The 25,501-nt window shown below is 66.4% G+C and carries 16 protein-coding genes; 10 read left to right on the top strand and 6 right to left on the bottom strand.

What is annotated here, in order from left to right:
* Positions 1-37: 37 nt before the first annotated feature.
* Positions 38-2,302, bottom strand: coding sequence for a beta-glucosidase (locus tag U1703_RS00170; protein WP_332784083.1), 2,265 nt, complete (start codon positions 2,300-2,302; stop codon positions 38-40).
* A gap of 309 nt (positions 2,303-2,611) precedes the next feature.
* Here U1703_RS00170 and U1703_RS00165 point away from each other — a divergent pair, with 309 nt between their 5' ends.
* Positions 2,612-3,655, top strand: coding sequence for a LacI family DNA-binding transcriptional regulator (locus U1703_RS00165; protein WP_332784082.1), 1,044 nt, complete (start codon positions 2,612-2,614; stop codon positions 3,653-3,655).
* Here the strand turns inward: U1703_RS00165 and U1703_RS00160 are convergent.
* On the bottom strand, positions 3,583-4,830 hold the full coding sequence (locus U1703_RS00160) for an MFS transporter (RefSeq protein WP_332784081.1): 1,248 nt from the start codon (positions 4,828-4,830) through the stop codon (positions 3,583-3,585). The genes U1703_RS00165 and U1703_RS00160 overlap by 73 nt on opposite strands.
* A 341-nt stretch (positions 4,831-5,171) precedes the next feature.
* Here U1703_RS00160 and U1703_RS00155 point away from each other — a divergent pair, with 341 nt between their 5' ends.
* The 3 genes from U1703_RS00155 (at position 5,172) to U1703_RS00145 (ending at position 11,384) form a co-directional block, all read left to right on the top strand.
* Positions 5,172-8,195, top strand: coding sequence for a TonB-dependent receptor domain-containing protein (locus U1703_RS00155; protein WP_332784397.1), 3,024 nt, complete (start codon positions 5,172-5,174; stop codon positions 8,193-8,195).
* 158 nt (positions 8,196-8,353) lie between these two features.
* Positions 8,354-9,361: a DUF2332 domain-containing protein gene (locus tag U1703_RS00150; protein WP_332784080.1), complete on the top strand. Its 1,008-nt coding sequence runs from the start codon at positions 8,354-8,356 to the stop codon at positions 9,359-9,361.
* 250 nt (positions 9,362-9,611) lie between these two features.
* Positions 9,612-11,384, top strand: a complete 1,773-nt coding sequence (locus U1703_RS00145; RefSeq protein ID WP_332784079.1) for a HAMP domain-containing methyl-accepting chemotaxis protein — start codon at positions 9,612-9,614, stop codon at positions 11,382-11,384.
* A gap of 244 nt (positions 11,385-11,628) precedes the next feature.
* Here the strand turns inward: U1703_RS00145 and U1703_RS00140 are convergent, their stop codons facing one another.
* Genes U1703_RS00140 through U1703_RS00130 form a run of 3 tightly spaced genes read right to left on the bottom strand, consistent with a single transcriptional unit; the run spans position 11,629 to position 17,577 of the window.
* On the bottom strand, positions 11,629-13,158 hold the full coding sequence (locus U1703_RS00140; RefSeq protein ID WP_332784078.1) for an efflux transporter outer membrane subunit: 1,530 nt from the start codon (positions 13,156-13,158) through the stop codon (positions 11,629-11,631).
* 3 nt (positions 13,159-13,161) lie between these two features.
* Entirely contained in the window at positions 13,162-16,365 is a 3,204-nt protein-coding gene (locus U1703_RS00135; RefSeq protein WP_332784077.1) for an efflux RND transporter permease subunit, read from the bottom strand.
* Between the two features lie 6 nt (positions 16,366-16,371).
* The gene (locus U1703_RS00130; RefSeq protein WP_332784076.1) at positions 16,372-17,577 is read right to left on the bottom strand and encodes an efflux RND transporter periplasmic adaptor subunit; all 1,206 of its coding nucleotides are present in this window, start codon (positions 17,575-17,577) and stop codon (positions 16,372-16,374) included.
* Positions 17,578-17,678: 101 nt separating this feature from the next.
* On the opposite strand from U1703_RS00130, the gene U1703_RS00125 reads away from it, so the two are divergent.
* The 5 genes from U1703_RS00125 to U1703_RS00110 all read left to right on the top strand — a co-directional run bounded on the left by U1703_RS00125 (position 17,679) and on the right by U1703_RS00110 (position 23,283).
* Complete coding sequence (locus tag U1703_RS00125) at positions 17,679-18,272, top strand: TetR/AcrR family transcriptional regulator (protein WP_332784075.1); 594 nt, start codon at positions 17,679-17,681, stop codon at positions 18,270-18,272.
* A gap of 291 nt (positions 18,273-18,563) precedes the next feature.
* Positions 18,564-20,963, top strand: coding sequence for a TonB-dependent receptor plug domain-containing protein (locus tag U1703_RS00120; protein WP_332784074.1), 2,400 nt, complete (start codon positions 18,564-18,566; stop codon positions 20,961-20,963).
* Positions 20,963-21,856: an aminotransferase class V-fold PLP-dependent enzyme gene (locus U1703_RS00115; RefSeq protein WP_443025740.1), complete on the top strand. Its 894-nt coding sequence runs from the start codon at positions 20,963-20,965 to the stop codon at positions 21,854-21,856. The genes U1703_RS00120 and U1703_RS00115 overlap by 1 nt, the downstream gene beginning before the upstream one ends.
* A gap of 72 nt (positions 21,857-21,928) precedes the next feature.
* A complete protein-coding gene (locus U1703_RS18955; protein WP_443025739.1) occupies positions 21,929-22,222 on the top strand; it encodes an aminotransferase class V-fold PLP-dependent enzyme in 294 nt (97 codons plus the stop codon).
* A gap of 212 nt (positions 22,223-22,434) precedes the next feature.
* Positions 22,435-23,283: a YihY/virulence factor BrkB family protein gene (locus U1703_RS00110; protein WP_332784073.1), complete on the top strand. Its 849-nt coding sequence runs from the start codon at positions 22,435-22,437 to the stop codon at positions 23,281-23,283.
* Between the two features lie 125 nt (positions 23,284-23,408).
* On the opposite strand, the gene U1703_RS00105 is transcribed toward U1703_RS00110, so the two are convergent.
* Positions 23,409-24,776: an amino acid permease gene (locus tag U1703_RS00105; RefSeq protein WP_332784072.1), complete on the bottom strand. Its 1,368-nt coding sequence runs from the start codon at positions 24,774-24,776 to the stop codon at positions 23,409-23,411.
* A 353-nt stretch (positions 24,777-25,129) separates the two neighbouring features.
* On the opposite strand from U1703_RS00105, the gene U1703_RS00100 reads away from it, so the two are divergent.
* The gene (locus tag U1703_RS00100; protein WP_332784071.1) at positions 25,130-25,498 is read left to right on the top strand and encodes a PAS domain-containing protein; all 369 of its coding nucleotides are present in this window, start codon (positions 25,130-25,132) and stop codon (positions 25,496-25,498) included.
* Positions 25,499-25,501: the final 3 nt, after the last annotated feature.

Raw genomic sequence — 25,501 nt, 5'->3', positions numbered from 1 at the left:
TCAATCAAAATGCCGCGACGGGGCGGTGCCCGGTCAATCAGCCGGGCGACTGTGTTCCCGCCGCCACACTCACCTCACCATTCGCGACCGGGTTTTGCGCATCGGTGGCGAGCGTCAGGCGATAACGGCCCGGCGCGGTCGCCCAGCCGCTGCCCGCCGTCCACCGCGCCAGGATGCGCGGATCGGCGGCGATCGACACTTTTTTGGTTTCGCCGGGCGCGAGCTCGACACGCCGGAAGCCAGCCAGCCGAAGCGGCCCCTGCCCCGCGGCCGTCACGTATAGCTGCGGCACGGCCACGCCGCGACGCCGCCCGGTGTTGGTCACGGCAACCTCGACCGCCGGGGTCGCGCCGCCGGTGAACCGTGCCGCGCCATAACGGAAACGCGTGTAGCTCAGGCCATAGCCGAATGGATAGAGCGGCTTGTCGCCGCGCGCGGCGTACCAGCGATACCCGACATTGCTGCCCTCCGCATAATCGACGGGAAACGGGGCCAGATCGCCGGTGTCGACGACGCCCGCATTGCTGGACGCGTCGGTTAGCGCGGTCACCCCGGCGGGCAGCACCGGACGCGGTCTGGGCAGTTGGTCGACGCGCGCCGGGAAGCTGATCGGCAGATGGCCCGACGCATCGACCCGACCGAACAGGACACGCGCCAAGGCCTCACCCCCGCGCTGGCCGGGATACCAGGCCTGGACGATACCCGCGACCTGACCGGCCCAGGGCATCAGAACCGGCCCGCCCGTCTCCAGCACCACCACGCTGCGCGGGTTGGCCTTGGCCACGGCGGCGATCAGGGCGTCCTGGCCATCGGGCAGCGACAGCGAGGTCGCGTCCTGCGCCTCGGTCTGCCACTGGGTCGCAAAGACAATCGCGACATCGGCTGTCCTGGCGGCCTCGGCCGCCGCCGCCGGGTCGCGTCCGTCGACGAAACTCACTTGCGCGTTGCCGGCGATCGCCCGCATCGCGCGCAGCGGCGATGAATTGTGATAGGTGATCCGCGCAAAGGACGCCGCCGCCCCCTTGGTCAGCGGGATTTCGATCGGCACGCCGCCGACCGAGCGGACCTGGCTCGACCCGCCGCCCGACAGCACGCCGACATCGGCATGGCCACCGATCAGCACGATCCGCTTCGCCGTCGCCGCCAATGGCAGGACGCCGCGATCGTTCTTCAGCAGGACGATGCCCGCCTCGGCGGCGCGCTGCGCGACATCGGCATGGGCGGTATAGTCGATGGGCTGTGCGCTCGCCGGTGTCGGGTCGTCATACAGGCCGCTGGCGATGACCCCGGTCAGGATCCGGGTCACCATCTCGTTCAGCCGTGCCTCGGGCACCCGGCCGCTCGCCACCGCCTCGGCCAGCGGCTTGCCGAAATAGATCCGCTTGTCCAGTTCCTGCCCGGATTCCTGGTCAAGCCCGGCCAGCGCGGCCTTCTCGGTGGAATGGACGCCGCCCCAGTCGCTCATCACGAAGCCGGGATAGCGCCACTCGTCGCGCAAGACCCTGGTCAGTAGGAAACTATTCTCGCACGCATAGTCGCCATTGACCTTGTTGTACGCGCACATGACCGATCCCGGCTTGCCCCCGTCGATCGCAATCTTGAACGCCAGCAGGTCGCTTTCGCGCAGGGCCTTCTCGTCGATACGGGCATCCAGGATGTTGCGGCCCGTCTCCTGTGCGTTCAGCGCATAATGTTTGACGGTCGACACGATGTGCCGGGATTCGACGCCGCGGATGGACTCCCCCGCCATGATCCCGGAGAGCAGCGGATCCTCGCCCAGATATTCGAAATTCCGCCCGTTCCATGCGTCGCGCGTCAGGTTCACGCCGCCCGCCAGCAACACGTTGAAGGTCTTGGCGCGCGCCTCCGCCCCGATCATCGCGCCGCCCGCATAGGCGATGGCGGGATCGAAGCTGGCTGCCGTCGCCAGGCTGGCGGGCAGCGCGGTCGCGGTATCGCCCTTGCGCTGCTCGACCTGGTTGGCCACGCCCAGGCTGGCGTCGCTTTCGCGCAAGGTCGGGATGCCCAGGCGCGGCACACCCGGCACATAACCCGCCGACGGGATCATGTCGGCATGACGTTCTTTGGTCATCGGCGGGAACAGCCCGTGGACATAGGCCAGCTTTTCCTCGCGGGTCATCGCCTTGACCAGTGCCCGCGCCCGATCAAGCGCTGGCGCCCCCTTGTTGCGCCAGGCACCCTCGTCGGAACCAGCCGGTGCCGGGGCACCCTGCTGGGCAGAGACGCCGACCGGAGCAGCGCCCGCAAGCAGCGCGACGATCAGGGCGTGGCGATAGGTCATGAGGCGCTCCCAACGATGGCGCGGGATCTAGGCTGGGGTTCACCCGACGCCGCGCCATCGCAGCGCGCAGGTCGACGTGATGATCCTCTCCCGGTTTTCCCGTTTTCGCCTTGCGTTGTCCTGAAGACTGACAACGATGTCAACGGTCAATTACGTGGCTTCCCAATTAGGGGCACGGCACTTAGCGCGCGCGGAACGCACCCGATTGCATAAGGCCCCGGCCTGTGGGACGGTTCGCCTTCGTCCCTCGCATCTTCTCGGCCCCGCCCGTGCGGCGTGCCGCCTTTTGTCTTTCGTCCGGATCTTTCCATGAAGGCGCTTACCATCAAGGACGTGGCCCGCCGGGCCGGCGTTTCCCCCAAGACCGTCTCGCGCGTCATCAACGGCGAAGCGCATGTCCGGCCCGAAGTGCGCGAAGCCGTCGCCCGCGTCGTGGCGGAGATGAACTACCAGCCCAACGCCTTTGCCCGCAGCCTGTCGAGCGCCCGCTCCTTCCTGATCGGGCTGTTCTTCGACGATCCGGCGTGCAGCTACGCCAATGACGTCCTGCTCGGTGCGCTCGACCGGGCACGCTCGCTCGGCCGCCATGTCGTCATCGAGACGGTGTCGCTCGACCGCCCGGACTGGCAGGCGCGGCTGGACGAAAGCCTGGCCGGGCTGAAACTCGGCGGTGCGATCTTGACGCCGCCGATCTGCGATAACGAGGAACTGATCGCGATCTTCGAGCGGCACGGCGTGCCCTTGGTCCGCATCGCCCCCGGCACGGATGTCGGCCGGACGCCCCATGTCACCATCGACGACCGGGCTGCGGCACGGACCATGGCCGAGCATCTGCTCGGCCTGGGTCACCGCGACATCGCCTTCATCAAGGGCAATCCGACGCATACGGCCGCACAGCGCCGCTGGCTGGGCTTTTGCGACGCGCTGGAGACGGCGGGCGTGCCCCTGGACGAGAGCCTGGTGTGCCAGGGCGACTTTACCTTCCGGTCCGGCATCCTCGCGGCCGAGGCGCTGCTCAATGCCCCCCGCCGCCCCAGCGCAATCTTCGCCAGCAATGACGAGATGGCGCTCGGCGTGATGGTGGCGGCGATGCGGGCGCAGGTCGCAGTGCCGCAGGCACTGTCCATCACCGGGTTCGACGACGCCCAGCTTGCGCGCATGGCATGGCCGCAACTGACCACCGTGCGCCAGCCCAATGCCGATCTGGCCGCCGCCGCCATCAGCCTGTTGGCGGATCGCGGCGACGGACCGGATGGCGCGCGGAGGTCGATCGAACTTCCCTATGAGTTGATCGTCAGGGCCAGTTCCTGCGCATTCGGCTCGGCCAGCGCAAAGACCAATATCGGCAAATAGCACAGGCCCGGCATGAGCAGTGCCGGGACCAGCCCGATCCGATCGGCCAGCAGGCCGGTCAGCACGGGAATGATCGCACCGCCCACCACCGCGACGCACAGGACCATTCCCCCGACGGGTGCCCGATCGGCCTGGGGCGGCAGCGCGATCGTATAGATGGTCGGGTACATGACCGAATTGACCAGCCCGACCGCCAGCAAGGCAGCCGCCGCGGTCCAGCCACTTCCGATCACCGCGACAAGGACCAGGGCGGGCGCGATGGCCGCCGCCATGCTCAGCAACCGTGACGGAGCCATGTGCCGCAGCACGGCGGCACCGACGAAGCGGCCGACCATCGCCCCGCCCCAATAAAGCGCGACCAGCCGCGCGGCGACGACCGGCGGCCAGGCCGCCGCATGCGCCGACATCAGGAAATCGGTCAGCAGCGCCCCGATCGTCACCTCCGCGCCGACATAGGCGAAGATGGCGATCGCCCCGCCCTGCAACCGCCGATCGCGCAGGGCAAAGCGCCATCCGCCGCCAAGACCGCTTGCCCGACCGGCATCCTGCCCGCGAAGCAGGTTCCTGTTGCGCGCAAAAGCCCAGGCCAGAGCCGCGAGCATCAGCGCCGCAAAGCCGAAGGACAATGCAGGCAGTATCGCCCCGCCCTGCCCTCCAGGCACGGCAGGGATCAAGGTCGTGGCCCCCACCAGTGGCCCGACGACCGTCCCCAGCGAGTTGAACCCCTGGAGCACGTTCAGCCTGGTCGCGGCGCGGCGCGGATCACCGACCACGGTCACGACGTTGTTTCCGGCAATCTGCAAAAAGGTCGCACCGGTCGCCACGCAGAGGAGCGCTGCCAGGACCATGGGATAATGGCGGCTGCCCAAGCCTCCGATCAACAGCGCGCAGCCCATGGCCATCACGACGAGCCCCACCGCGCTGGCCCGCATATATCCACGGCGACCGACAAAAGTGGCGACCGGCAACGCAAAGACCAGATAGCTGGAGAAGGAGGCGAACTGTACCGCCCCGGCCTCCCCATAGCTCAGTCCCCAGGCCAGCCGCAGCCGGGGCACCAGCAGACTGACCGACGACGCCACGAACCCGCCGATGAAGAAGACGCCCAGCGACAGGCGGAACAGCCTCGCCGCAATCCAGTCATGCGATGTCGCGCGGGGCTCGGCCTTGGTCATCCTCGCACCCTATCAGCGTGACCCGCCCGATCGCCAGACCCGATCCGACATTTGAACCCTTGGTCGAACCGAGTAGCCGCCCCCATTCGACGCGGGATTTGCCGGTCTTTACAGGACGCGGAGCATCATGTTCGCAGCGGCAACGCCTCGCCGAACCTCATGCCATGACCTGAACGTCACTTTAACGGCTCGGTAACTTAGCGCGGAATAAGAGCCTCTTAGCGCAGCGCCAGGGGATGGCGCGCAGGACACCGGCAACGGTGGCCGCTACTGCGCGGAGGGGGAACATCTACGTGACTTTGACGAAAACTACATTTGGCAAACTGCCCGTCGGCATCTCGATGGTAGCGCTACTAACCGCACTGTCCGCCCCGGCGTATGCACAGCAGGCGGCACCGGCCACGACGGCCGAACCGACCGACCCTGCCGCATCGGATCCGCAGACGCTGACCACGCAGGTTCAGGGCACGCAGGACGTGCAGATCAAGCGGGCGGCACCCGCCCCGGTCTCGGGCGAAAACGCCACGGTCGTCGTCACCGGCACACTGTTCCGCGATTCCAACGCCAGCTCGATCTCGCCCGTGACCGTCGTCAGCTCGAACGTGCTCCAGCGTGCGAACATCACGACCGCGCAGGAGGCCATCCGCTCGGTGTCGGCCGACAGCGCCGGGTCGATCTCGACCGGCTTCAAGAACGGTTTCTCGGCCGGTGGCGCGGCGGTGTCGCTGCGCGGCCTGGGCGTGTCGTCGACCGTCGTGCTGATCGACGGCCTGCGTTCGGCCAACTTCCCGCTGAACGATGACGGCCACAACGCCTATGTCGACCTGAACTCGATCCCGTTCAGCACCATCGAGCGGATCGAAGTGCTGAAGGACGGCGCATCGTCGACCTATGGCGCGGACGCAATCGGCGGTGTCGTCAACCTGATCAGCAAGAAGAACGTCCAGGGCATTTCGGGCACAGTCCAGGGCGGCACCACCGAAAAGGCCGATGGTTCGCACTATCGCGCCACGTTGACCGCCGGTTTCGGCGATTATCGCGAACAGGGGTTCAACTTCTACGTCAATGGTGAGTATACCTATGACGGGTTCATCACCAACAACTCGCGCGGCTATCCCTTCAACACGCTGGACCTGAGCCCGAGCGGGCTGCTGGACCGCAACCGCAACGACGACTCGCTGCTGGCGGCCAATCCGCAGGCCGTCGTCACCCGCGTGTCGCAGAGCGACCTGAACAACCCGCTGTCGGGCCAGGTCGGCTCGCCGCCGACCAACCAGTATCGCCTGCTCAACCCGAATGCCTGCCCCTTCGGCACCTTCACCGTGACCTCGGGCGCGGCCCAGGGCACCGGCTGCAAGCACAACCTGCCGGACGAGTACTCGATCATCCAGCCGCGCCAGGAGCGGTATTCGACCACCGCGCGCCTGAACGTCCGCATCGCCGAGGGCTGGGAAGCCTTCGCCAGCGGCAGCTATTCGCATTCCGAAGTCGATATTCGCGGCACCCCGGCGGGCATCCGCCAGACCCAGCCGTTCGGCGGCTCGGCCGCGCTGGCCTCAAGCAGCCCGGGCATCGTGCTGCCCATGTATGTCTGCTCGGCGGGGGTGAACTGCGCGACGGCGGCCGATCGTCGCCTGAACCCGAACAATCCCTATGCGGTGGCGGGTGCCAACCCGGCGGAGAACGCCGCGCGTATCTATTACCTGTTCGGTGACATCCCGGCAGGCAGCCACCGTTATGTCGACGTATTCCGCGCGACCGGCGGCATTTCGGGCGATCTGGGTGACGGCTTCAAGTTCCGTCTGAACGGTGTCTATGCCCGCGACAACTTCGCGGTCACGCAGCGCGGCTTCATCAACATCCAGGGCCTGCTGAACGCGGTCAACACCGGCGCATACAACTTCGTCAATCCGGAGCAGAACACGCAGGCCGTGCGCAACCAGATTTCGCCGGAGCGGACGACCCCGTCCTATTCGACGATCGCGACGATCGGCGGTTCGCTGTTGAAGTCGCTGATGAAGCTGCCCGGCGGCGACCTGAATGTGGGTGCCGGTTTCCAGGTGCGTCGCGAGACGCTGATGAACCGCAACCAGAATTTCGACCTGTCCTATTACGGCTTGAACACCTCGTCGGCGCAGGGTGCCCAGACCGTCACCGCCGGGTTCTTCGAAATCGACGCGCCGTTTGCGCGTTCGTTCGACCTGAACGTTTCGGGCCGGTACGACCATTACTCGCAGGGCTATAGCCACTTTTCGCCCAAGATCGGCGCCAAGTTCACGCCGGTCCACGAATTCTCGCTCCGTGCGACCTATTCGCAGGGCTTCCGCGCGCCGACCTTCGCCGAATACAACCCGGCGAGCAGCTATTCGGGCTTCTCGTCCTACACCCCGCCCGACAGCTTCATCGCGGCGCATCCGGGCAACCCGGCCTATAACACCACCTACAACATCGGCAGCGGCGCACAGGGCAATCCGGACATCCTGCCGGAAGTGTCGCGCAGCTTCACGGTCGGAACGATCCTGAACCCGGTGCCCTGGCTGAACCTCACGGTCGACTATTACAACATCCGCAAGTCGAACCTGATCGTCAGCGGGCCGCTGCGCGCCGAAGCGATCAAGGCCTATTATGGCCAGACCAACACGGCCGACGCCTGCGCCGCGCTGGCGAAGGTGGGTCCTGGTTACAAGTGCAACGTCATCGACGCGCCGGATCCCATCAACCCGAACGCCCTGCCCCGTCTGCTCGTGTTCGACGTGCCCTACGTCAACGCCAACTACATGGTCAGCTCGGGCATCGACATGCAGGCCAATGCGGTCGTCCACCTGACGAACGACGTGAAGTTCATCAGCCGCGTCGACGTGACCCGCGTCCTTCGCCTCGACCTCGTCACCCCGGCGGGCGTGGTCCAGAAATATGCGGGTACGCTGGGGCCGTACGAGCTGTCGTCGGGCGGCGGCACCCCGCGCATCCGTGGCAACTGGCAGAACACGATCGAGTTCGGCAACGTCTCGCTGACCTCCACGACCTATTATGTCGGGCGGATCAAGCAGGTGGCGGCCGACCGCATCGATCCGGTGAACGGCGTGATCGACCTGTCGTGCAAGAACACGCTGGTGCCCGTCGTGTCGCGCACGACGGATTATAACAACCAGTGCTATGTGCGGCCGTTCATCTATACGGACCTGAACATCGGCGTGCGGGTCAACGACGACTTCCGCTTCTTCTTCAGCGTCCAGAACCTGACCAACGCCCGCGCTCCGCTGGCGGCAGGGGCCTATACCAGCAACCCGAACTATCTGAGCAGCTGGCATTATGCAGGGCTGGTCGGTCGTAACTTCAGCGCCGGCGCGAACTTCAACTTCTGATTTCGCCCGCCGGGGTAAAGCGCATCGGGACGGCCTTCCCGTCGTCCCGATGCGTCTTGCCATGGTCCCTATCGCGGTCTCATAGGCGACCGATGCAGCCGGAGCGTTCCACAATCATGGGTCTGGGTTCGAACGAACCGGCTGGGTTGCCGAGTGAATTGCACCGCCAGTCCCAGGTCATGCGGGCGATCGGCACGCCCTTCGTCGCCGATCTGCTGGCAGCGGTCGACCGACAACTGGACAAGGCACCGCTCAGCGCCGCACTGATCCGGTCATGGGGAGACACCGCCGCCTCTTCGGCGATCGCCATGCGGATCAATGCCGCGCTGCACGCTCTTGCCCGGCGAGGGGCGGAGCCCGAGCTTGCCGCCCTTTACGCCGGAGAACATGCCCGTTTCGACGAGGCGGTCGCGCTGGCGCTGGCCAGCCATGACGAATTCCTGGTCGACTGGCTGCTGCGCGTTCCGCAAACCAATGAGATCGGCCGCGCCGCTGGCTTCCACGCCGCGCTCATGGTCCTGGCGACGGACCATGGCCACCCCTTCCACCTGTTCGAGATCGGGGCGAGCGCCGGGTTGAACCTCAATCTGGCACGCTATGCCTATGAACTGGGCGGGGTCCGCACGGGCGATGCGGCCTCGACGGTGCGGATCGCACCCGAGTGGCGCGGCCCGCCGCCGCCCGCTGCGATCGTGACCGTCGCGCAGGCACGCGGCGTCGATCTCCATCCGCTCGACGTAAACGACCCGGCGGCCTGCGAGCGGCTGGCCTCTTTCATCTTCGCCGACCAGCCCGACCGCGCCCGCCGCCTGGATCGCGCGCTCGACATCGCACGGCGGCATCCGCCCCAGCTCGATACCGGCGATGCCGCGATCTGGCTGGCGGACCGACTGGCCGCGCCCGGTGCCGATCATCGGCACCGCGTCGTGCTGCATTCGATGGTGCTGCAATATCTGGGCGCCGCAAGCCGCGCGACGATCGAGGCGAGCCTGCAACAGGCCGGGGCAGCCGCGACGGAAGCCCGGCCCTTTGCCTGTATAGGCTTCGAATGGAATGCTGCGCGCGACCGCGTCGAACTGCGCCTGCGCTCCTGGCCGGACGGCCGCGACCGGGTGCTGGCGTACTGCCACCCTTACGGCGCATGGCTCGAATGGCTCGACGTCTAAAATTTGCCCCGTCGCGGACAATATTTGGCGGCTTCATCCATAATTAACGGTGCAAATCTACGACTTAGCCAGCAAAACGAAGTTCAGCGTGGGGGGTCATGACGAGCGAGCATCGGGCAATAACAGTGCCACCGTCGAATTTGGTACTCGTCACGCCAGGATACAGGCCGTTGCAGGCCAGCGCCGGTCGTACCGACGGACTCGTCGATCCTTGCACATCGGCGTCCGACCGATCTGTTGAGAAGAATTCATGATGCTGACGAACATGAACATTCCCAAGAAGCTGGGTGTGTCGTTCCTGATCGTGAGCTTGTCGGCCGCGATCATGACGATCGTCTTCTTCACCAACATCTGGGAAATCCGCAACGCGACGCAGCGGAACAACCACGCCCAGGACGTCTATGCCAAGGCGCTGACCCTGGAGACGTCGATCCTGCGCGAAAACAGTCAGTTGCGCGGCTTTCTGGTCACGGCCGACAAAAGCTACCTGAAATCCTATGAAGAAGCGCGCAAGGATTACGACACCACCAGTCGCGACCTGACCGCGATGCTGACCGACCAGACCGAACTGGCGCTGGTGGCCAAATCCCATGCCGAAACGGCGAAGTGGCGCCATGACTGGAGCGACCGGCTGACCCGCTGGGTCAAGGACGGACGACGCGACGAAGCGCAGCAGGCGGTCCGCGACGCGGGCAAGGCCGTGCTGACCAGCGACATCGTCTTGCCGCTTCGCGCGATTCGCGAACAGGAAACCGCCGCGATCGCCAGCAACGCGGCCTCGCAGGAGCACGCGATCAGCACCGCCATCATCGCCCTGATCGTGGGCGGCGTGATGCTGATCGGCGTCGTCATCACTTTCCAGATGTTGCTCAGCCGCAGCATCGCCCGGCCGGTGACCGCCCTGACCCGGCTGATGGCCGAACTGGCGCGCGGTCGCAACGATATCGAGGTGCCCGGCAGCGAGCGGGGCGACGAACTGGGCGACATGGCCCGCGCCGTCGTCATCTTCCGCGATGCCGCCACGGCCAAGGTCCGAGACGATCAAGAGCGGGACCAGGCCCTTCAGGCAATCGGCGCTGGCCTGCACAGCCTGTCGGAGGCGGACCTGACCGTCCGCCTGACCGGCCTGCCGCCGTCGTTCCACGAGCTGGCGGCCGACTTCAACCGGGCGATCCAGAACCTGTCGGGCCTGACCAGCGACGTGCGCGGCAGTGCGGGCACGATCCGCTCCAACATCGAGGAAATCCGTCAGGCCACCGACAATCTCTCGGCCCGCAGCGAGCAGCAGGCGGCGAGCCTGCGCGAAACGGCGGCCGCCGTGGGCGAGATCACCCAGGGCGTGCGCGACGGCGCCGCCAGCGCCAGCCAGGCCAATCGCGCGGTGACCGAGGCGCGCGACGAGGCCGAAAAGGGCGGCGAGATCGTCACCAAGTCGATCGCGGCGATGAACGGCATCGACCAGGCCAGCCGCGAGATCGTCGACATCATCACCGTCATCGACGGCATCGCGTTCCAGACCAACCTGCTCGCACTCAATGCGGGTGTCGAGGCGGCACGCGCGGGCGATGCGGGCAAGGGCTTCGCGGTCGTCGCCTCCGAAGTCCGCGCGCTGGCGCAGCGTTCCGCCGCCGCTGCGTCGGACGTCAAGGCACGCATCCTGTCGGCGATCGAGCATGTCAAATCGGGCGTCGTGCTGGTCGACGAGACCGGCAACGCGCTGCACCGGATCATCGGCAAGGTGTCGGACGTCAGCACCGTCGTCGACGTCATCGCCCGCTCGTCCGAACAGCAGGCGCACAGCCTGGGCCAGGTCAATATCGCGATCGGGGAAATCGACTCGGTCACGCAGCAGAATGCCGCAATGGTCGAGGAATCGACCGCGGCCGCCAGCCTGCTCGCCCAGGAATGCGGGACGCTGATGGCATCGGTCATGCGCTTCAATGTGGATACGGCTCCCGCACCCCGATCACCGGCGTATCGCTCCGATGATTTACGTGCGTCCCCCGCCATGCGGGCCGCGTAACCACGGGACGGGACGTTCTCCGATCCGACTGCTGGGACCGCCGCTCATGGCGCCTATGGCCAGTCAACATCCATTTCATTCCTCCCCTGTAAGGGGAGGTGGCAGGCCGAAGGCCTGACGGAGGGGTGTCCCGGCCTTGAGAGGTTGGTCAAACCTCACGCCCCTCGACACCCCGCCACCATGCCCCCCCCTTCCCCTTGCAGCGGAGGAATTCAAGGGGGGTAGCCTGAACGTCGTTTGGTCCTTAATTCAGCCCGCCGCCCAGCGACCGGTACAGCTCGACCATATTGCTCTCGCGATTGAGCCGGGTCGTGACCAGCAGCTGCTGCGCCGAATAGGCGGTGCGCTGAGAGTCGAGCGTCGTCAGGAAGGACGTGACCCCCGTGCGGTAACGCGCATCCGAAATTTTGAAAGCGACGTTCGCCGCCTCCACCCGTGCCGTCTGGGCCGCGATCTGCTCGTCGATGGTGCCGCGCTGGGCCAGGGCATCGGCGACCTCGCGGAACGCGGTCTGGACCGTCTTTTCATAGGTCGAGACGGCCGCCTGCTGCTGGGCGCGGGCGACGTCGAGATTGCCGCGCAGCCGCCCGCCGTCGAACAGCGGCAACGATACCGCCGGTGCACCCGTATAGGTGAAGCTGCCGCCCGCGAAGAGGCCGCTGAGCGCGGTGCTGATCGTGCCGAGCGTGGCGGTCAGCGAGATGCGGGGGAACATCGCCGCACGCGCCGCGCCGATATTGGCGTTCTGCGCGATCAGCTGATGCTCGGCCTGAATGACGTCGGGCCGACGCAACAGTATCTCGGAGGACAGGCCGGTGGGCAACAGCGGCAAGGCCGCATTGCCGTCGCCCAGCCCCTGGGGCAGCAGCTCGGCGACCACGGGCGCGCCGACCAGCAGGTCGAGCGCGTTCTTGTCCTGCGCCACCCGCGTCTTCAGGACGGCGATGTCGTTGCGCGCGCCCTGATAAGTGGTTTCGGCCTGCCGCGCCTCCAGTTCGGAGGCGACGCCGATCCGGAACTGCGCCCGCGTCAATTCGAGCGACTTGCCGAACGAGGTCAGCGATTCCTGCGAGATGCGGAGCTGGTCCTGATCGGAGGCATAGGTCAGCCACGCCGTCGCGATCTCGGCGATCAGGCTGATACGGGTCGCGCGCTGGGCCTCCTCGGTCGCGAAATACTGCTCGAGCGCGGCACGATTGAGATTGCGGACACGGCCGAACAAATCGAGCTCGAAGGCCGAGAAACCGGCATTGACCGAGTAGAATTCCAGGTTAGGCGACGAGGCCCCGACCCCGACGCCCAGGCCGGTGCCGCCGCCGGTCCCGGCACCGGTCCCCGTGCCTGTGCCGGTTCCCGTACCCCCGCCCGTACCCGTCCCGGTGCCGCCACCGGCCGCACCGCCCAGCGCGCCGGTCGCGCCCTGGATGTTGTTGGTATAGGTCGCGGAGCCCGACAGGGTCGTCGAGGGGACCAGGTCCGCCCGCTGGATGCGGTACTGCGCCCTGGCCTGCAGCACATTGGCCGCCGCGATGCGCAGGTCGCGGTTATTCTCCAGCCCCATCGCGATGGTGCGGCGCAGGCGATCGTCGGTGAAGAACGACTGCCATCCGATCTTCGTCACGTCGGGGGCGTCGGACGCCGCGGCCGGATAGATGCCGTCCTGGGGCAGCGTCGCCGGGACGGCCCCCACGGGGCGAATATATTTTGGGGCGAAATTGCACCCGGCGAGCGCGCTGGCGGCCAGCAGGGCGAGTGCGGATTTGGAACGGATCATCGATCAAACTCCCTGCGGCATGGATGGCGAGCCCGGTTCGCCATGGTCGGGCCGTGCATCATCGGGATGACGCACGTCGCCCTGGGGCTTGTCACCCTTTCCGCGATCGAACAGGCGCATGACGACGACGAAGAACATCGGCACGAAGAAGATCGCCAGGATCGTCGCCGAAAACATGCCGCCCACCACCGCGCGACCGATGGCGTTCTGCCCACCCGCGCCCGCGCCATTGGCGATGGCCAGCGGGAACACGCCGAAGATGAAGGCGAGGCTGGTCATCAGGATCGGTCGCAGGCGCAGCTTGGCCGCCTCGATCGCCGCGTCGAAGGCATTATACCCCTCGCGCATCCGCTCCTCGGCGAATTCGACGATCAGGATCGCGTTCTTCGCCGACACGCCGATCGTGGTGATCAGGCCGACCTGCAGATAGATGTCGTTGTTCAGGCCCGTCAGAAGCGCGGCGAGCAGCGCGCCGACCACGCCCAGCGGCACGACCAGCATGACCGAGACCGGCACCGACCAGCTTTCATACAGCGCGGCAAGGCACAGGAAGACGATCAGCAGCGACAGGCCGTAGAGCGCGGGCGCCTGACCGCCGGACAGCTGTTCCTCATAGCTGAGGCCGGTCCAGTCGAGGCGGGTGCCGGGCGGCAGCTTGGCCTGCATTTCCTCCATCGCCTTGATCGCGGCGCCGGACGAGACGCCCGGTGCGGCCTGGCCCAGGATTTCCATCGACGGCTGGCCGTTATAGCGGGTCAGCTGCATCGGCCCCTGCTTCCAGGCGACCGACGAGAAGGCGGTGAACGGCGCCATCGTGCCGGTGTCCCCGCGCACATACAGGTCGCCGATATCCTCGGGCGCCATGCGATAGGCGGCATCGGCCTGGATATAGACGCGCTTCACGCGGCCCCGGTCGATGAAGTCGTTGACATAGGACCCGCCCCAGGCGGTCGCGATCGTGTTGTTGACGGTCGACAGGTCCAGGCCCAGCGCGCGCGCCTTGTCCTGGTCGACATCGACCTTCAGCTGCGGCGCATCGTCGAGCGCGTTGGGACGCACGCCGACCAGCGCCTTGTTCTGCGACGCCATGCCGAGCAACATGTTGCGCGCGGCGAGCAGCTTGTCGTGGCCGATCCCGCCTTCGTCGACCAGCTGCATGTCGAAGCCGGTGGCGTTGCCCAGTTCCTGGACGGCAGGCGGGATGATCGCGAAGATCAGGCCGTCGCTGTAGCGCGCGAACGCACCCATCGCCCGGCCGACGATCGCCTGCGCCTTGTTCTCCGCGCCGGGTCGGTCCTTCCATTCCTTCATCGGAATGAAGGCGATGCCGCTATTCTGGCCCTGCCCCGCAAAGCTGAACCCGTTGATCGTATAGACGCCGCGAATGGCACCGCCCGCATCGCTCAGGAAGTGATCGCGGACCAGGTCGAGGCCCTTCTGCGTGCGCGCCGTGGTCGAGCCCGGCGGTCCCTGGACCAGAGCGATCATCACGCCCTGATCCTCATCGGGAAGAAAGCCGCTGGGCAGTCGCACAAACAGCACGACCATGCCCGCGACGATCAGCGCATAGACGATCAGCGAGCGGCCCCAGCGACGCGCAGTGGAGCGTGCGCCCTTCTCATACCGGTCGCGACCCCGGTCGAACCGGTCGTTGAACCAGCGGAAGAAGCGCGCCAGCGGACCATGGCCCTCGCCCTTGTTGGGATCGTGCGGTTTCAGGATGGTGGCGCACAGCGCGGGCGTCAGGATCAGCGCGACCGCGACCGACAGCACCATGGCCGAGACGATGGTGATCGAGAACTGGCGATAGATGACGCCGGTCGACCCGCCGAAGAACGCCATCGGCAGGAACACGGCGGACAGCACCGCGGCGATGCCGATCAGCGCGCCGGTGATCTCGTCCATCGACTTTCGCGCCGCTTCCTTCGGCGACAGATGCTCGGTGGTGATCAGCCGCTCGACATTCTCGACCACGACGATGGCGTCATCGACCAACAGGCCGATGGCCAGCACCATGCCGAACAGGGTCAGCGTGTTGATCGAATAGCCGAACGCCGCCAGCACCGCGAACGTGCCCGTCAGCACCACCGGCACCGCGATCGTCGGGATCAGCGTGGCGCGGAAATTCTGGAGGAACAGGAACATCACGAGGAAGACGAGCACGACCGCCTCGACCAGCGTCTCGATGACCTGCTCGATCGACAGGCGCACGAACGGCGAGGTGTCGTAGGGGAAGATGACCTTGACGTCCGACGGGAAGGTCTTGGCGAGCTCGTTCACCCGCTCCTTGACCGCGACGACGGTGTCCAGCGCGTTGGCGCCCGGCGCCAGCTTGATGCCGATGCCCGAGGCGGGCTTGCCGTTCCACTGCGCCGAGAAGGCGTAATTCTCCGCGCCGATCTCGACCCGCGCGACGTCGCTCAGGCGGACGATCGAGCCGTCGGTGTTGCTCTTGAGGCGGATCTTGGCGAACTGTTCGGGCGAGGTCAGCCGCGACGACACCGAGACGGTGGCGTTGAGCATCTGTTCCTTCGGCGCGGGCTGCGCGCCGATCTGGCCCGCCGAGACCTGCGCGTTCTGCGCCGTGACCGCGTTGGTCACGTCCGCCATGGTCAGCGCATAGTTGTTCAGCTTGATCGGGTCGACCCAGATGCGCATCGCATATTGCGAGCCGAAGATCTGGGTATCGCCGACGCCGGTGACGCGCGACAGCGGATCGGAAATCCGCGAGGCGACGATGTCGGCCAAGTCGTCGGCGTTGTGCTTGCCGTTCTCGGAATAGAGACCGACGAACAGCAGGAAATTCTGCGTCGCCTTGGCGACGATGATGCCCTGGCGCTGGACCTCCTGCGGCAGCAGCGGGGTCGCCGCCTGCAGCTTGTTCTGGACCTGCACCTGCGCGATGTCGGGATCGGTCCCCTGTTCGAAGGTCAGCGTGATCGTCACGCTGCCCGCCGAGGAGGACGAGGACGAGAAGTAGCGAAGGTGGTCGATCCCCTTCATCTGCTGCTCGATGATCTGGGTGGTGGTGTTCTCCAGCGTCTGCGCGTCGGCGCCCGGATAATTGGCCGTGATCGACACCGCGGGCGGTGCGATCGCCGGGAACTGCGCGATCGGCAGCGTGCGCAGCGACAACAGGCCGGCGATGACGACCAGCACCGCCAGCACATAGGCGAAGATCGGGCGATCGATGAAATAGCGTGACATGGCTGGTTACTTCGCCTGTGCTTGGGCCTGAGCCTGGGGCTTGCCCGCTTGCGGCTGTGCGCCGGCGGGCTTGGCATTGGGGTCCCATGGCTTGCCCTGCACGGGCATGCCGGGACGCAGCATCATGCCGCCTTCGACGATGATCTTGTCGCCGGGCTTCAGGCCGCCGGTCACCAGCCAGTTGTCGCCGATCGACCGGCCGGTCTGGAGCGTACGACCCTCGACCTTGTTGCCTGCACCGATCACCATCACGGTCGCCTGGCCCTTCTCGTCGCGGCTGACCGCGCGCTGCGGCACCAGCATGGCGTTGGACCGCGTTCCCTCGACCAGCGAGGCGCGCACGAACATGCCGGGCAGCAAAAGGCCGTTGGGATTGGGGAACAGCGCGCGGATCACCTGCGATCCCGTGGTCGGATCGACGGTGACGTCGGCGAAGCGCAACGTGCCCTGCGGCCCGTACTCGCTGCCATCCTCGAGCGTCAGCTTGACGCGGGCATTGCCGTCGCGGGTCAGCTGGCCGCTCATGATCTGCCGCCGCAGCTTCAGCAACTCGGCGCTCGGCTCCTGGATATCGACATAGATGGGGTCCAGCCGCTGGATGGTCGCCAGCGCGCCCGTCTGCGAGGCGGAAACCAGCGCGCCGGTGGTGAAGACCGACCGGCCGATCCGGCCGGTGATCGGCGCACGGATGGTGGTGCGGGCCAGATCGATCTCGGCGGTGCGCAGCGCGGCCTGCTGCGCGGCGACATCGGCGCGGGCCTGGTCCGCGCTGGTCTGGGCGTTCTCGACCTCCTGGCGGGCGATCGCGTTGATCTTGACCAGTTCGCCGTAACGGCGTGCGAGTGCTGCGGTGGACGCGATGCTGGCGCGGGCGCGGGTCAGCGCGGCGCGGGCGCTGGCCACCTGGGCCTGATACGGGGCCGGGTCGATTCGGTAGAGCGGCTGGCCTTCGCGAACCACGTCTCCCTCGACGAACAGCCGCTGGGTGATCAGGCCATTGACCTGGGGGCGGACGTCCGAGGTTTCGAAGGCGGCCGTCCGGCCCGGCAATTCGGTCGTCAGGGTGACAGGCTGTTCCTTGGCCACCACATAAGCGACCGGTGCCGGTCCCTGCGCCGCCTGCTGCTGCTGCTTGCCACCGCTGCCGCAAGCGGCCAGGGCCAGCAGGGCGGCCGATGCCAACACACGACCCATAAGCCGATTGGAAGACATATCATTTCCCGCTTGCTAAATTGTATGAGAGCGATCACTCACAAAGCACGTCGTTAGACCCGCCATTCGAGTGCGTCAACATGCTTGAGAGAGGTTCCGTCGTGTCGAATACCAAGTGCTCGCTTCCCACCCGCGCGGAGTTGCGTCGGTGCAATATCAAGGAGGTAGCGCGTCGCCTGTTTGTGGAGAATGGCTTTCACGCCACCGGCATCGCCGCGATCGCCAAGGAATCGGGCGTCGCCGTGCAGCAGCTGTACCGCGACTTTCCATCGAAAGAGGACATCATCGCCGCCATCGTGGCGGCGGATTGCGAACGCATCGCTGACCAGAATACGCTCAACGCCGCATTGTCGACCAAGGACCGCGAGGGGATCATCGCCTGGCTGGTCGGAAACCCGTGCCGCAAGGACGATGCCAGCGACCGCCTGTTCCTGGAGATCGCGGCGGAGGCGGCCCGCAACGATCGGATCAGGGCGATCTTCCTCGACGTGCGCGAGCGGGCGTTCGAAAATATCAGCCGGGCCTTTGCGGGCCTGATGGGAAGCGACTCGATCAATGACGAGCATCGCAAGCTTGCCCAGGCGTTCATGATCATCTCGCTGGGCTCGGTCTGCGCCAGAACACTGCATCAGGAAAATGTGAAGCCCGGCAGCGACACGCTGATCGCCTGCCTGATCGACTGCGCCCGTCCGTGATGCGGCGCTTTTTCCGCCTGCAAGACCATCCGAAGCACGGTGGAGGGGTGTCATTGGTCGTCGGTTGAGTCCAACCTCTCGGCCTGCGACACCCCTGCGTCAGGCCTGCGGCGCGCCACCTCCCCTGCGAGGGGAGGAATGGTCACGCCATCCGAGCGCTGATGCTGACTGACGATCTTCACATTTCCGAAACGGCAGTGACTCGAAATCGAAGTCACAGTGTCACGAAACCCTTTTAGCGCGCCGCCCACGGGAGCCGGGAAGAGCGGCCCCTGGGGGGAAAGCACCATCATGAAATTCGCTACAGCCAGCGCCGTCGTGGCGTTGCAAATTCTGTTCGCGCCTGTGGTCTTCGCGCAGAACACCGTGTCGCCTGCGGCTTCCGGGTCCGACCAGACGGTGGCGGATGCGCCGACGGGCGACGATGTCGTGGTCACCGGCACGCGCGAGCGGGGGCGTACCCAGTTCGACACGCTCGCGCCCGTCGACGTGCTGCCGGAGGCGTTGATACGGTCCAGCGCGTCGGGCGATCTCAACACCGCGCTGGCCCAGCTTCTGCCCTCCTTCAACGTCCAGCGGCTGCCCGCAGCGGACGGCCAGGCGTTCGTTCGCCCGGCGACGCTCCGCGGCCTGTCCGCCGACCAGACGCTCGTCCTCGTCAACGGCAAACGCTATCACCGCTCGGCGCTGCTCGGCACGCGTGGTGCGCAGGCGCCCGACCTGGCCAGTATCCCTGCCCTCGCGATCAAGCGTATCGAGGTGCTGCGTGACGGTGCGTCGGCGCAATACGGCTCCGACGCGATCGCGGGCGTCGTCAACATCATCCTCGACGACCAGCCGGGGATGGAAGCCTATGGCCAGTTCAGCCAATATTATGCCGGTGACGGCAACAACTATCAGTCCGGCGCACGCGGCGGCATCGCGCTGGACGACAAGGGCGCCATCGTCTTCACCGGCCAGTTCGAGCATGGCGAAGCGACCTCACGCACCCGCCAGCGCCCCGACGCCATCGCCTTCCAGACGGCAAATCCGACGCTCGCCGTTCCCAATCCGGTCCAGCGCTGGGGCCAGCCCGACGAGGAGCGCGTACGTGGTGCGGTGGACATGCACTATGACCTGGCCGATGCGGCGACCGTCTATGCCTTCGGCACAGTGCAGCAGGGTGAGGGGCTGACCGACTTCAACTGGCGCAACCCCAGCAACACCGGCAGCGTCTACAACGCCAGCAGCGCCTTTCCCGGCTTCACCTTTCGCAGCATCTATCCGGCGGGCTTCACGCCGCGTTTCGGTACGCAATTCGCCGACCTGCAACTCGTCAGCGGGCTGCGGGGCAACCTGTCGGACGCGCTGAGCTACGACCTCAGCGCCTCGGCCGGGCGCAGCCGCATCGACTATACGATTTCGCAGACCCTCAACGCCTCGCTTGGGCCCTCCAGTCCGACCAGCTTCTATCTCGGCCGCCTGACGCAGCGCGAGACGAACCTGAACGCCGACTTCGTCTATCGCCTGCCCGTGGGCGGCGTGGAACCGCTCAACATCGCCTTTGGCGGTGAACGGCGGATCGAGCGTTATGCGGTCGGCGTCGGCGACCCCGCCTCCTATGCGATCGGTGCGGGGGCGGCGACGGGCCTGGCCCCCAATTCCAACGGCTTCCCCGGCTTCGGTCCGCAACAGGCGGGCAATTTCCAGCAGACGAGCAATGCCGGTTACGTCGACCTCGCCTGGCATCCGATCACGATGCTGACGCTGGGCGCGGCGGGCCGTTACGAGGATTTCTCGAGCTTCGGCGACAAGTTCACCTATAAATTCTCCGGCCGGGTCGAGCCGGTCGAGTGGCTGGCGCTGCGCGGCACCTATTCCACCGGATTCCGCGCGCCGACCCCGGCGCAGCTCAACACCCGCGTGGTGAGCCAGGGCCTCGACACCCGCACGCTGCAGGTGTTCAACCAGGGGCGTCTCGCCCCCAGCGATACGCTGGCCGTCGCGCTCGGGGCCAAGCCGCTGCGTCCCGAAACGTCGCGCAACATCAGCGCGGGCCTCGTCGCGCAGACGCATATCGGGCTCGGCGCGACGCTCGACCTCTATCAGATCGATGTCGACGATCGCTTCAGCCAGTCGGCGACGATCGCCATTCCGGCCAGCCTGCCCAACCCCAACCGTTTCACGTCGATCAGCTATTTCACCAACGACTTCAACACCCGCACGCGGGGCGTCGACGTCGTGGTGAGCTATGCCCGGTCGCTCGGAACCGGCCGGGCGAGCGCCACGCTGGCGTATAACTACAACCGCACCACGGTGCGCAGCGGCAACAGCGCGGCGATCGCCAACGACACGCAGCGGCGCATCTTCCAGGAACGCCTGCCGCAGCATAATGCGACCGGCACGCTGGGTTACGACATCGGCCCCGTGGGCGTGATGCTGCGCGGTCGCTATTACGGGCCGTGGACCGACGTGACCGGCAATGCGACCGGCGAGCTGTTCCAGCGGTTCGGCGGCATCGCCCTGTTCGACGCGTCGCTCACTTACCGGATGACGCCCAGTATCTCGATCCGGGGCGGAGCGGAGAACGTCTTCGGCACCTATCCGGCCGAGGCGACCAACCAGGCCAATCGCGGTCTGATCTATTCGCGCAACGCCCCCTACGATACCGATGGCGGCCGTTACTACGTTCGGCTCGGGGTGAGCTTCTGATGATCGATCGGCGCGCGTTGCTGGCGGGCGGGATGGCCGCCACCCTGCCCCTGACGACGCGCGCCGAGCCATTGGCGCACCCGGCGGCCGACGACGAGGGCTTCTGGGCAAGGGTGGCCGGTGAATATGACGTTCCGGCGGACGTCATACAGCTGGAAAACGGGAATTGGGGGCCGATGGCACGCCCGGTCCAGGCCGCCTATGAACAGGCCGTCGCGCGGGTGAACCGCGACACAAGCTATTATGCCCGGCGCGGGATGGTGGCCGACCTTGCCGCCGCGCGCACCGCCATCGCCGGCGAGCTGGGCGTGCCCGCCGACGAGATCGCCTTCACGCGCAACGCGACCGAGGCGTTGAAGGCCTTGATCCTCGGCTATAATCGCCTCAGCGCGGGCGACACGATCCTGTACGCCGATCTCGATTATGACAGCATGCAGGCGTGCATGGAGAGCCTGGCCCGGCGTCGCGGCGTCCGGGTCCGCCGTATCGCCCTGCCCGAACCGGCGACCCGTGCCAACGTGATCGACGCCTATGCACAGGTCATGGCCGACGAACCCCGGCTGAAGCTGATCCTGCTCACCCATCTCAGCCACCGGACGGGGCTGGTCATTCCAGTGCGGGAAATCGCCGCCATGGCGCGCGCGCGCGGCATCGACGTGATCGTCGACGCGGCGCATAGCTGGCAGCAGCTCGATTTCGCGCTGCCCGATCTCGATTGCGATTTCGTCGGGCTGAACGGCCACAAATGGCTGGGCGCGCCGCTCGGCCTTGGGATCCTTCATATCCGCAAAGCCGCGCTCGCCCGCATCGATCGCGATCCGGCCGAGCCGACCGACGGGCCCGACACCGTCATGGCGCGTATCCATACGGGGACGCTCGACTATGCCGCCTAGCTCACCGCCCCCGCCGCGCTTGCCTTTCAGCAGCGGATCGACCGTGCCGCCCGCGCCGCGCGGCTGCGGGCTTTGCGCGACCACTGGGTTCGGCAGGCCCGCGCCATTCCGGGTCTGGAGGTACTGACGCCCGATGACACCGCGATGCACGGCGCCATCACGTCGTTTCGCCTAAACGGCGCCACCAGCCCGGAGGCCAACGCCGCCATCACCCGGCAACTGCTCGACCGGCATCGTATCTTCACGGTGCACCGGACGGGCGTGGCCAAGGGCGCCTGCGTCCGGGTGACGCCTTTCCTGTTTACCAGCATGGCCGATATCGACCACCTGGTCGCCGCCCTGCGGGATATAGCCGGGCGAGTGTAGGCCACTGTCGAAAGCCGCTGCGGCATCCGTCCCCTGCCCCCAGATGACCGCGCTGCCCATTCGTTTCGGATGTCGATGCCACCGAAAGCGACGATGATCGTTACGGCCCTATACACCCGGTTGAGGGCATCGGGATCGAACGGGGGTATCGCGATATGGCATGGGCTATCCGGCTGCTTGCCGGCAGGGGCCGGACGAGGTTTTCGTCGCATTTGCTGCGATGGGCCATTTTGTCGTTCCGAACGGTCCGCAGCGGCCTGCGCGACGATTTCGGCATCGCCGCCAGCTCGATCGCCTTCGCGGCCTTTCTGGCCATCATCCCGCTGGTCGGCATGATCACCCTTGCCTATAGCCTGTTCGTGCCGCCCGCGACGGTCGCGCGCAATCTGGCGACACTGACCGCGATCATGCCGCTCGAGGCGCGACAGATCGTGATCCGGGGATTGCACAACGCACTCAACATCGACCGCGCCTCGATCGCGACGCTGCTGGTGTCGGTCGGCATTGCGGTGTTCAGCGCGCGGCGTGCCGGGCGGTCGCTTCTCCACGGCATCAACCTGGCCTATCGTATCGAAGTCGAGCGGCGCGGTCTGCGGCGGCAGCTTGTATCCACGCTTCTGGCGCTGGGCTGCGCGGCGCTCGTACTGACCGCCCTCGCCTCGCTGTCGGTCCTGGCCTTCCTGCAAAGCTATGTGCCCGACGGCCTGCCCGGTGCGCGGCTTGTCTCGACCCTGACGCTGTTCGGGTCGCTCACTTTGGGAGCGGGGGCCGGTCTGATCCTGGTCTATCGTTATGGCTCGGCCGCCGAGGAGGCGATCGCGTGGCGTGACGCGTTGCCGGGGACGATCGCGGGCGTGACGATGTGGCTCGCCTCGACCATCCTCTTCCGCGCTTATGTCGCCCATGTCGCGCGGTTCGATGACACCTATGGCTCACTGGCGGCCGCGGTCGTCCTGATGCTGTGGCTGATGGTGTCCGCCTGGGCGCTGCTGCTCGGTGCACGCCTGAATGCCGAGGCGATGGACGATGCCGGGACACGTATCAAGGAACATCGTGAATGACCGCTACTTCCCGCGCATGATGGCAACGATGCGCACCGGAGCAAGGGGCAGCGACGGCCGCCACGCCGCCCCAGATAGCGGCAAGCGGCTGTTCCTATGAACGGTGATCTTCCGAAAGCGGAGGGTCATTCGCGGGGCAGGTTGCCGGGGCTTGTCCGCCTGACGAAGAGATAGCTCAGCGACAGGAGCACCAGAAACGGAACACCATAGAGCAAGGTCGATGCGAACGGGCCGGTGAAGGGCGTGGAAAGCAGGATGGCCGCCATCGCCGCCGCACCGGCAATGCTGGTGAAGGGATAGCCCCACATGCGAAATCCCTGCTCGCCAGCCCCCGAGCGCCGCCGAAAGGCGAGGTGCGTCAGGAAGATCATCATCCAGGCGAACATCGCACCGAATGCAGAGATGCCGATCATGATGCCGAAAGCCCGCTGCGGCTCGATCAGGTACAGCAGCGTCGCCGGTGCGATACCCAACGCGGATGCGAGGAGCGCCATGAGCGGCACCCCCGCGGGGCTCACCCGACCCAGGCGCCGGGGTGCCTGCCGCGCCCGCGCAAGGCTGAACAACATGCGCGTCGAGGTGTAGAGCTGGCTGTTCATCGCCGACAGCGCGGCGATCAGAACCACGGCGTTGAGCAGACCGGCCCCGCCCGGAATGCCGATCGCGAGCATCACGGCGACGAACGGGCTCGATGCCGTACCGGCCTGTGTCCAGGGGACGATCGCGAGCATCAACGCCAGCGTGCCGAGATAGAAGATCGCCAGCCGCAGCATCGTGGCGCGAAACGCCCGCACGATCGCCCGTTCGGGATCGACGGCCTCGCCCGCCGCGACGGCGATCATCTCGATGCTGAGATAGCTGAAGATGGAGACGATGACCGCACTCCAAAGGCCGCCCAGCCCATGCGGCAGGAAGCCGCCATGGGACACGTAATTCGCCAGGCCGATCGCCGATCCAGCAGGCGCCCGCGCGACCACCAGCGAGCCGAGGAGCAGAAAACCGAGGATCGCGACGATCTTGATCGCGGAGAAGATATATTCGACCGTGCCGAACAGGCCGACGCTGGCCGCGTTCACCAGCAGCAACGCGGTGCCGAACAGCAGCATCCAAATCCAGCCGGGCATCGTCGGCAACCAGAACTGCATGTAGATCGCAACCGCTGTCAGTTCGGTGCCGACCGCCAGCACCAGCGCCGACCAATAGGCATAGCGTACGACGAACCCGGCCCATGGGCCGAGATAATGCTCGGCCAGATCGCCGAACGAACCACTGGTCGGGTGCGCGACGGTCATCTCGGCCAGACACCCCATCAGCAGGAGGGCAATGACCCCGCCAATGGCATAGCTGATCAGTACCGCAGGTCCGGCAAGGCCAATCGCCAGGCCGCTGCCCAGGAACAGGCCCGTACCGATCGCGCCGCCGATCGCGATCATCGCCAACTGACCCGAGGTCAACCGGCGGTGAAGATCGCCCTGCTCGGCCGCTTCCGTCACGTCACCACCCCGCATTGCTGGAGATCGTCATTAAATCCGCGCGGGTCATTGCGAGGTCGCCCCAAAGACAAATCCATCGGCAAAGGCGTAGGACAGCGCAGCCGTCAGGCGCCAGTCCCATTCGACGTCCCTGCCCCGCGGATATCGCCGCACCACGATCGGCCTCAGGCGGCGGGGCTGACCGACAAAGGTCGAAGGTGCGCGCCCGATCGGGGACGGCATCCCAAATACCGTCCGGTTTCGCCATGCGAAGTCGGCATCCTTCGGGTCGCGCAAAGCCCTAGGCTGACGTCATTTTTATCCTATGTTTAACTCCTTAGGGTCCATAACGGCCCAATTGGAGGAGTTGCCCCTTGTCGATCGAAGAACCGAGTTTCGAAACCGTTACCCTGAACGACCTGGAACGGATGGACGGGACGGATCGCGACGCTCTGCCGTTCGGCGTGGTCGGCATTGGCGCGGACACGATCGTCCGGGTGTATAACGCCACCGAAGCGCGCATGTCCGGGCTGGACCCGTCGACGGTGATCGGCGTTCCGTTTTTCGACGCCGTGGCCCAGTGCATGAACAATTTCCTGGTCGCCCAGCGTTTCGAGGACGAGCCGTCGATCGACGATATCATTCCTTATGTGCTGACGCTCCGCATGCGCCCGACCAAGGTCCGTCTCCGCCTCCTCGCGGACCCCGAGGTGCCATGCCGCTATGTCCTGATCGAACGGTGAGGA

Origin of the sequence: Sphingomonas flavida (assembly GCF_036663655.1) — a bacterium.
In the GTDB taxonomy this organism is placed as follows: Bacteria; Pseudomonadota; Alphaproteobacteria; order Sphingomonadales; family Sphingomonadaceae; genus Sphingomonas.
This window is presented reverse-complemented; position numbering and strand designations above follow the sequence as displayed.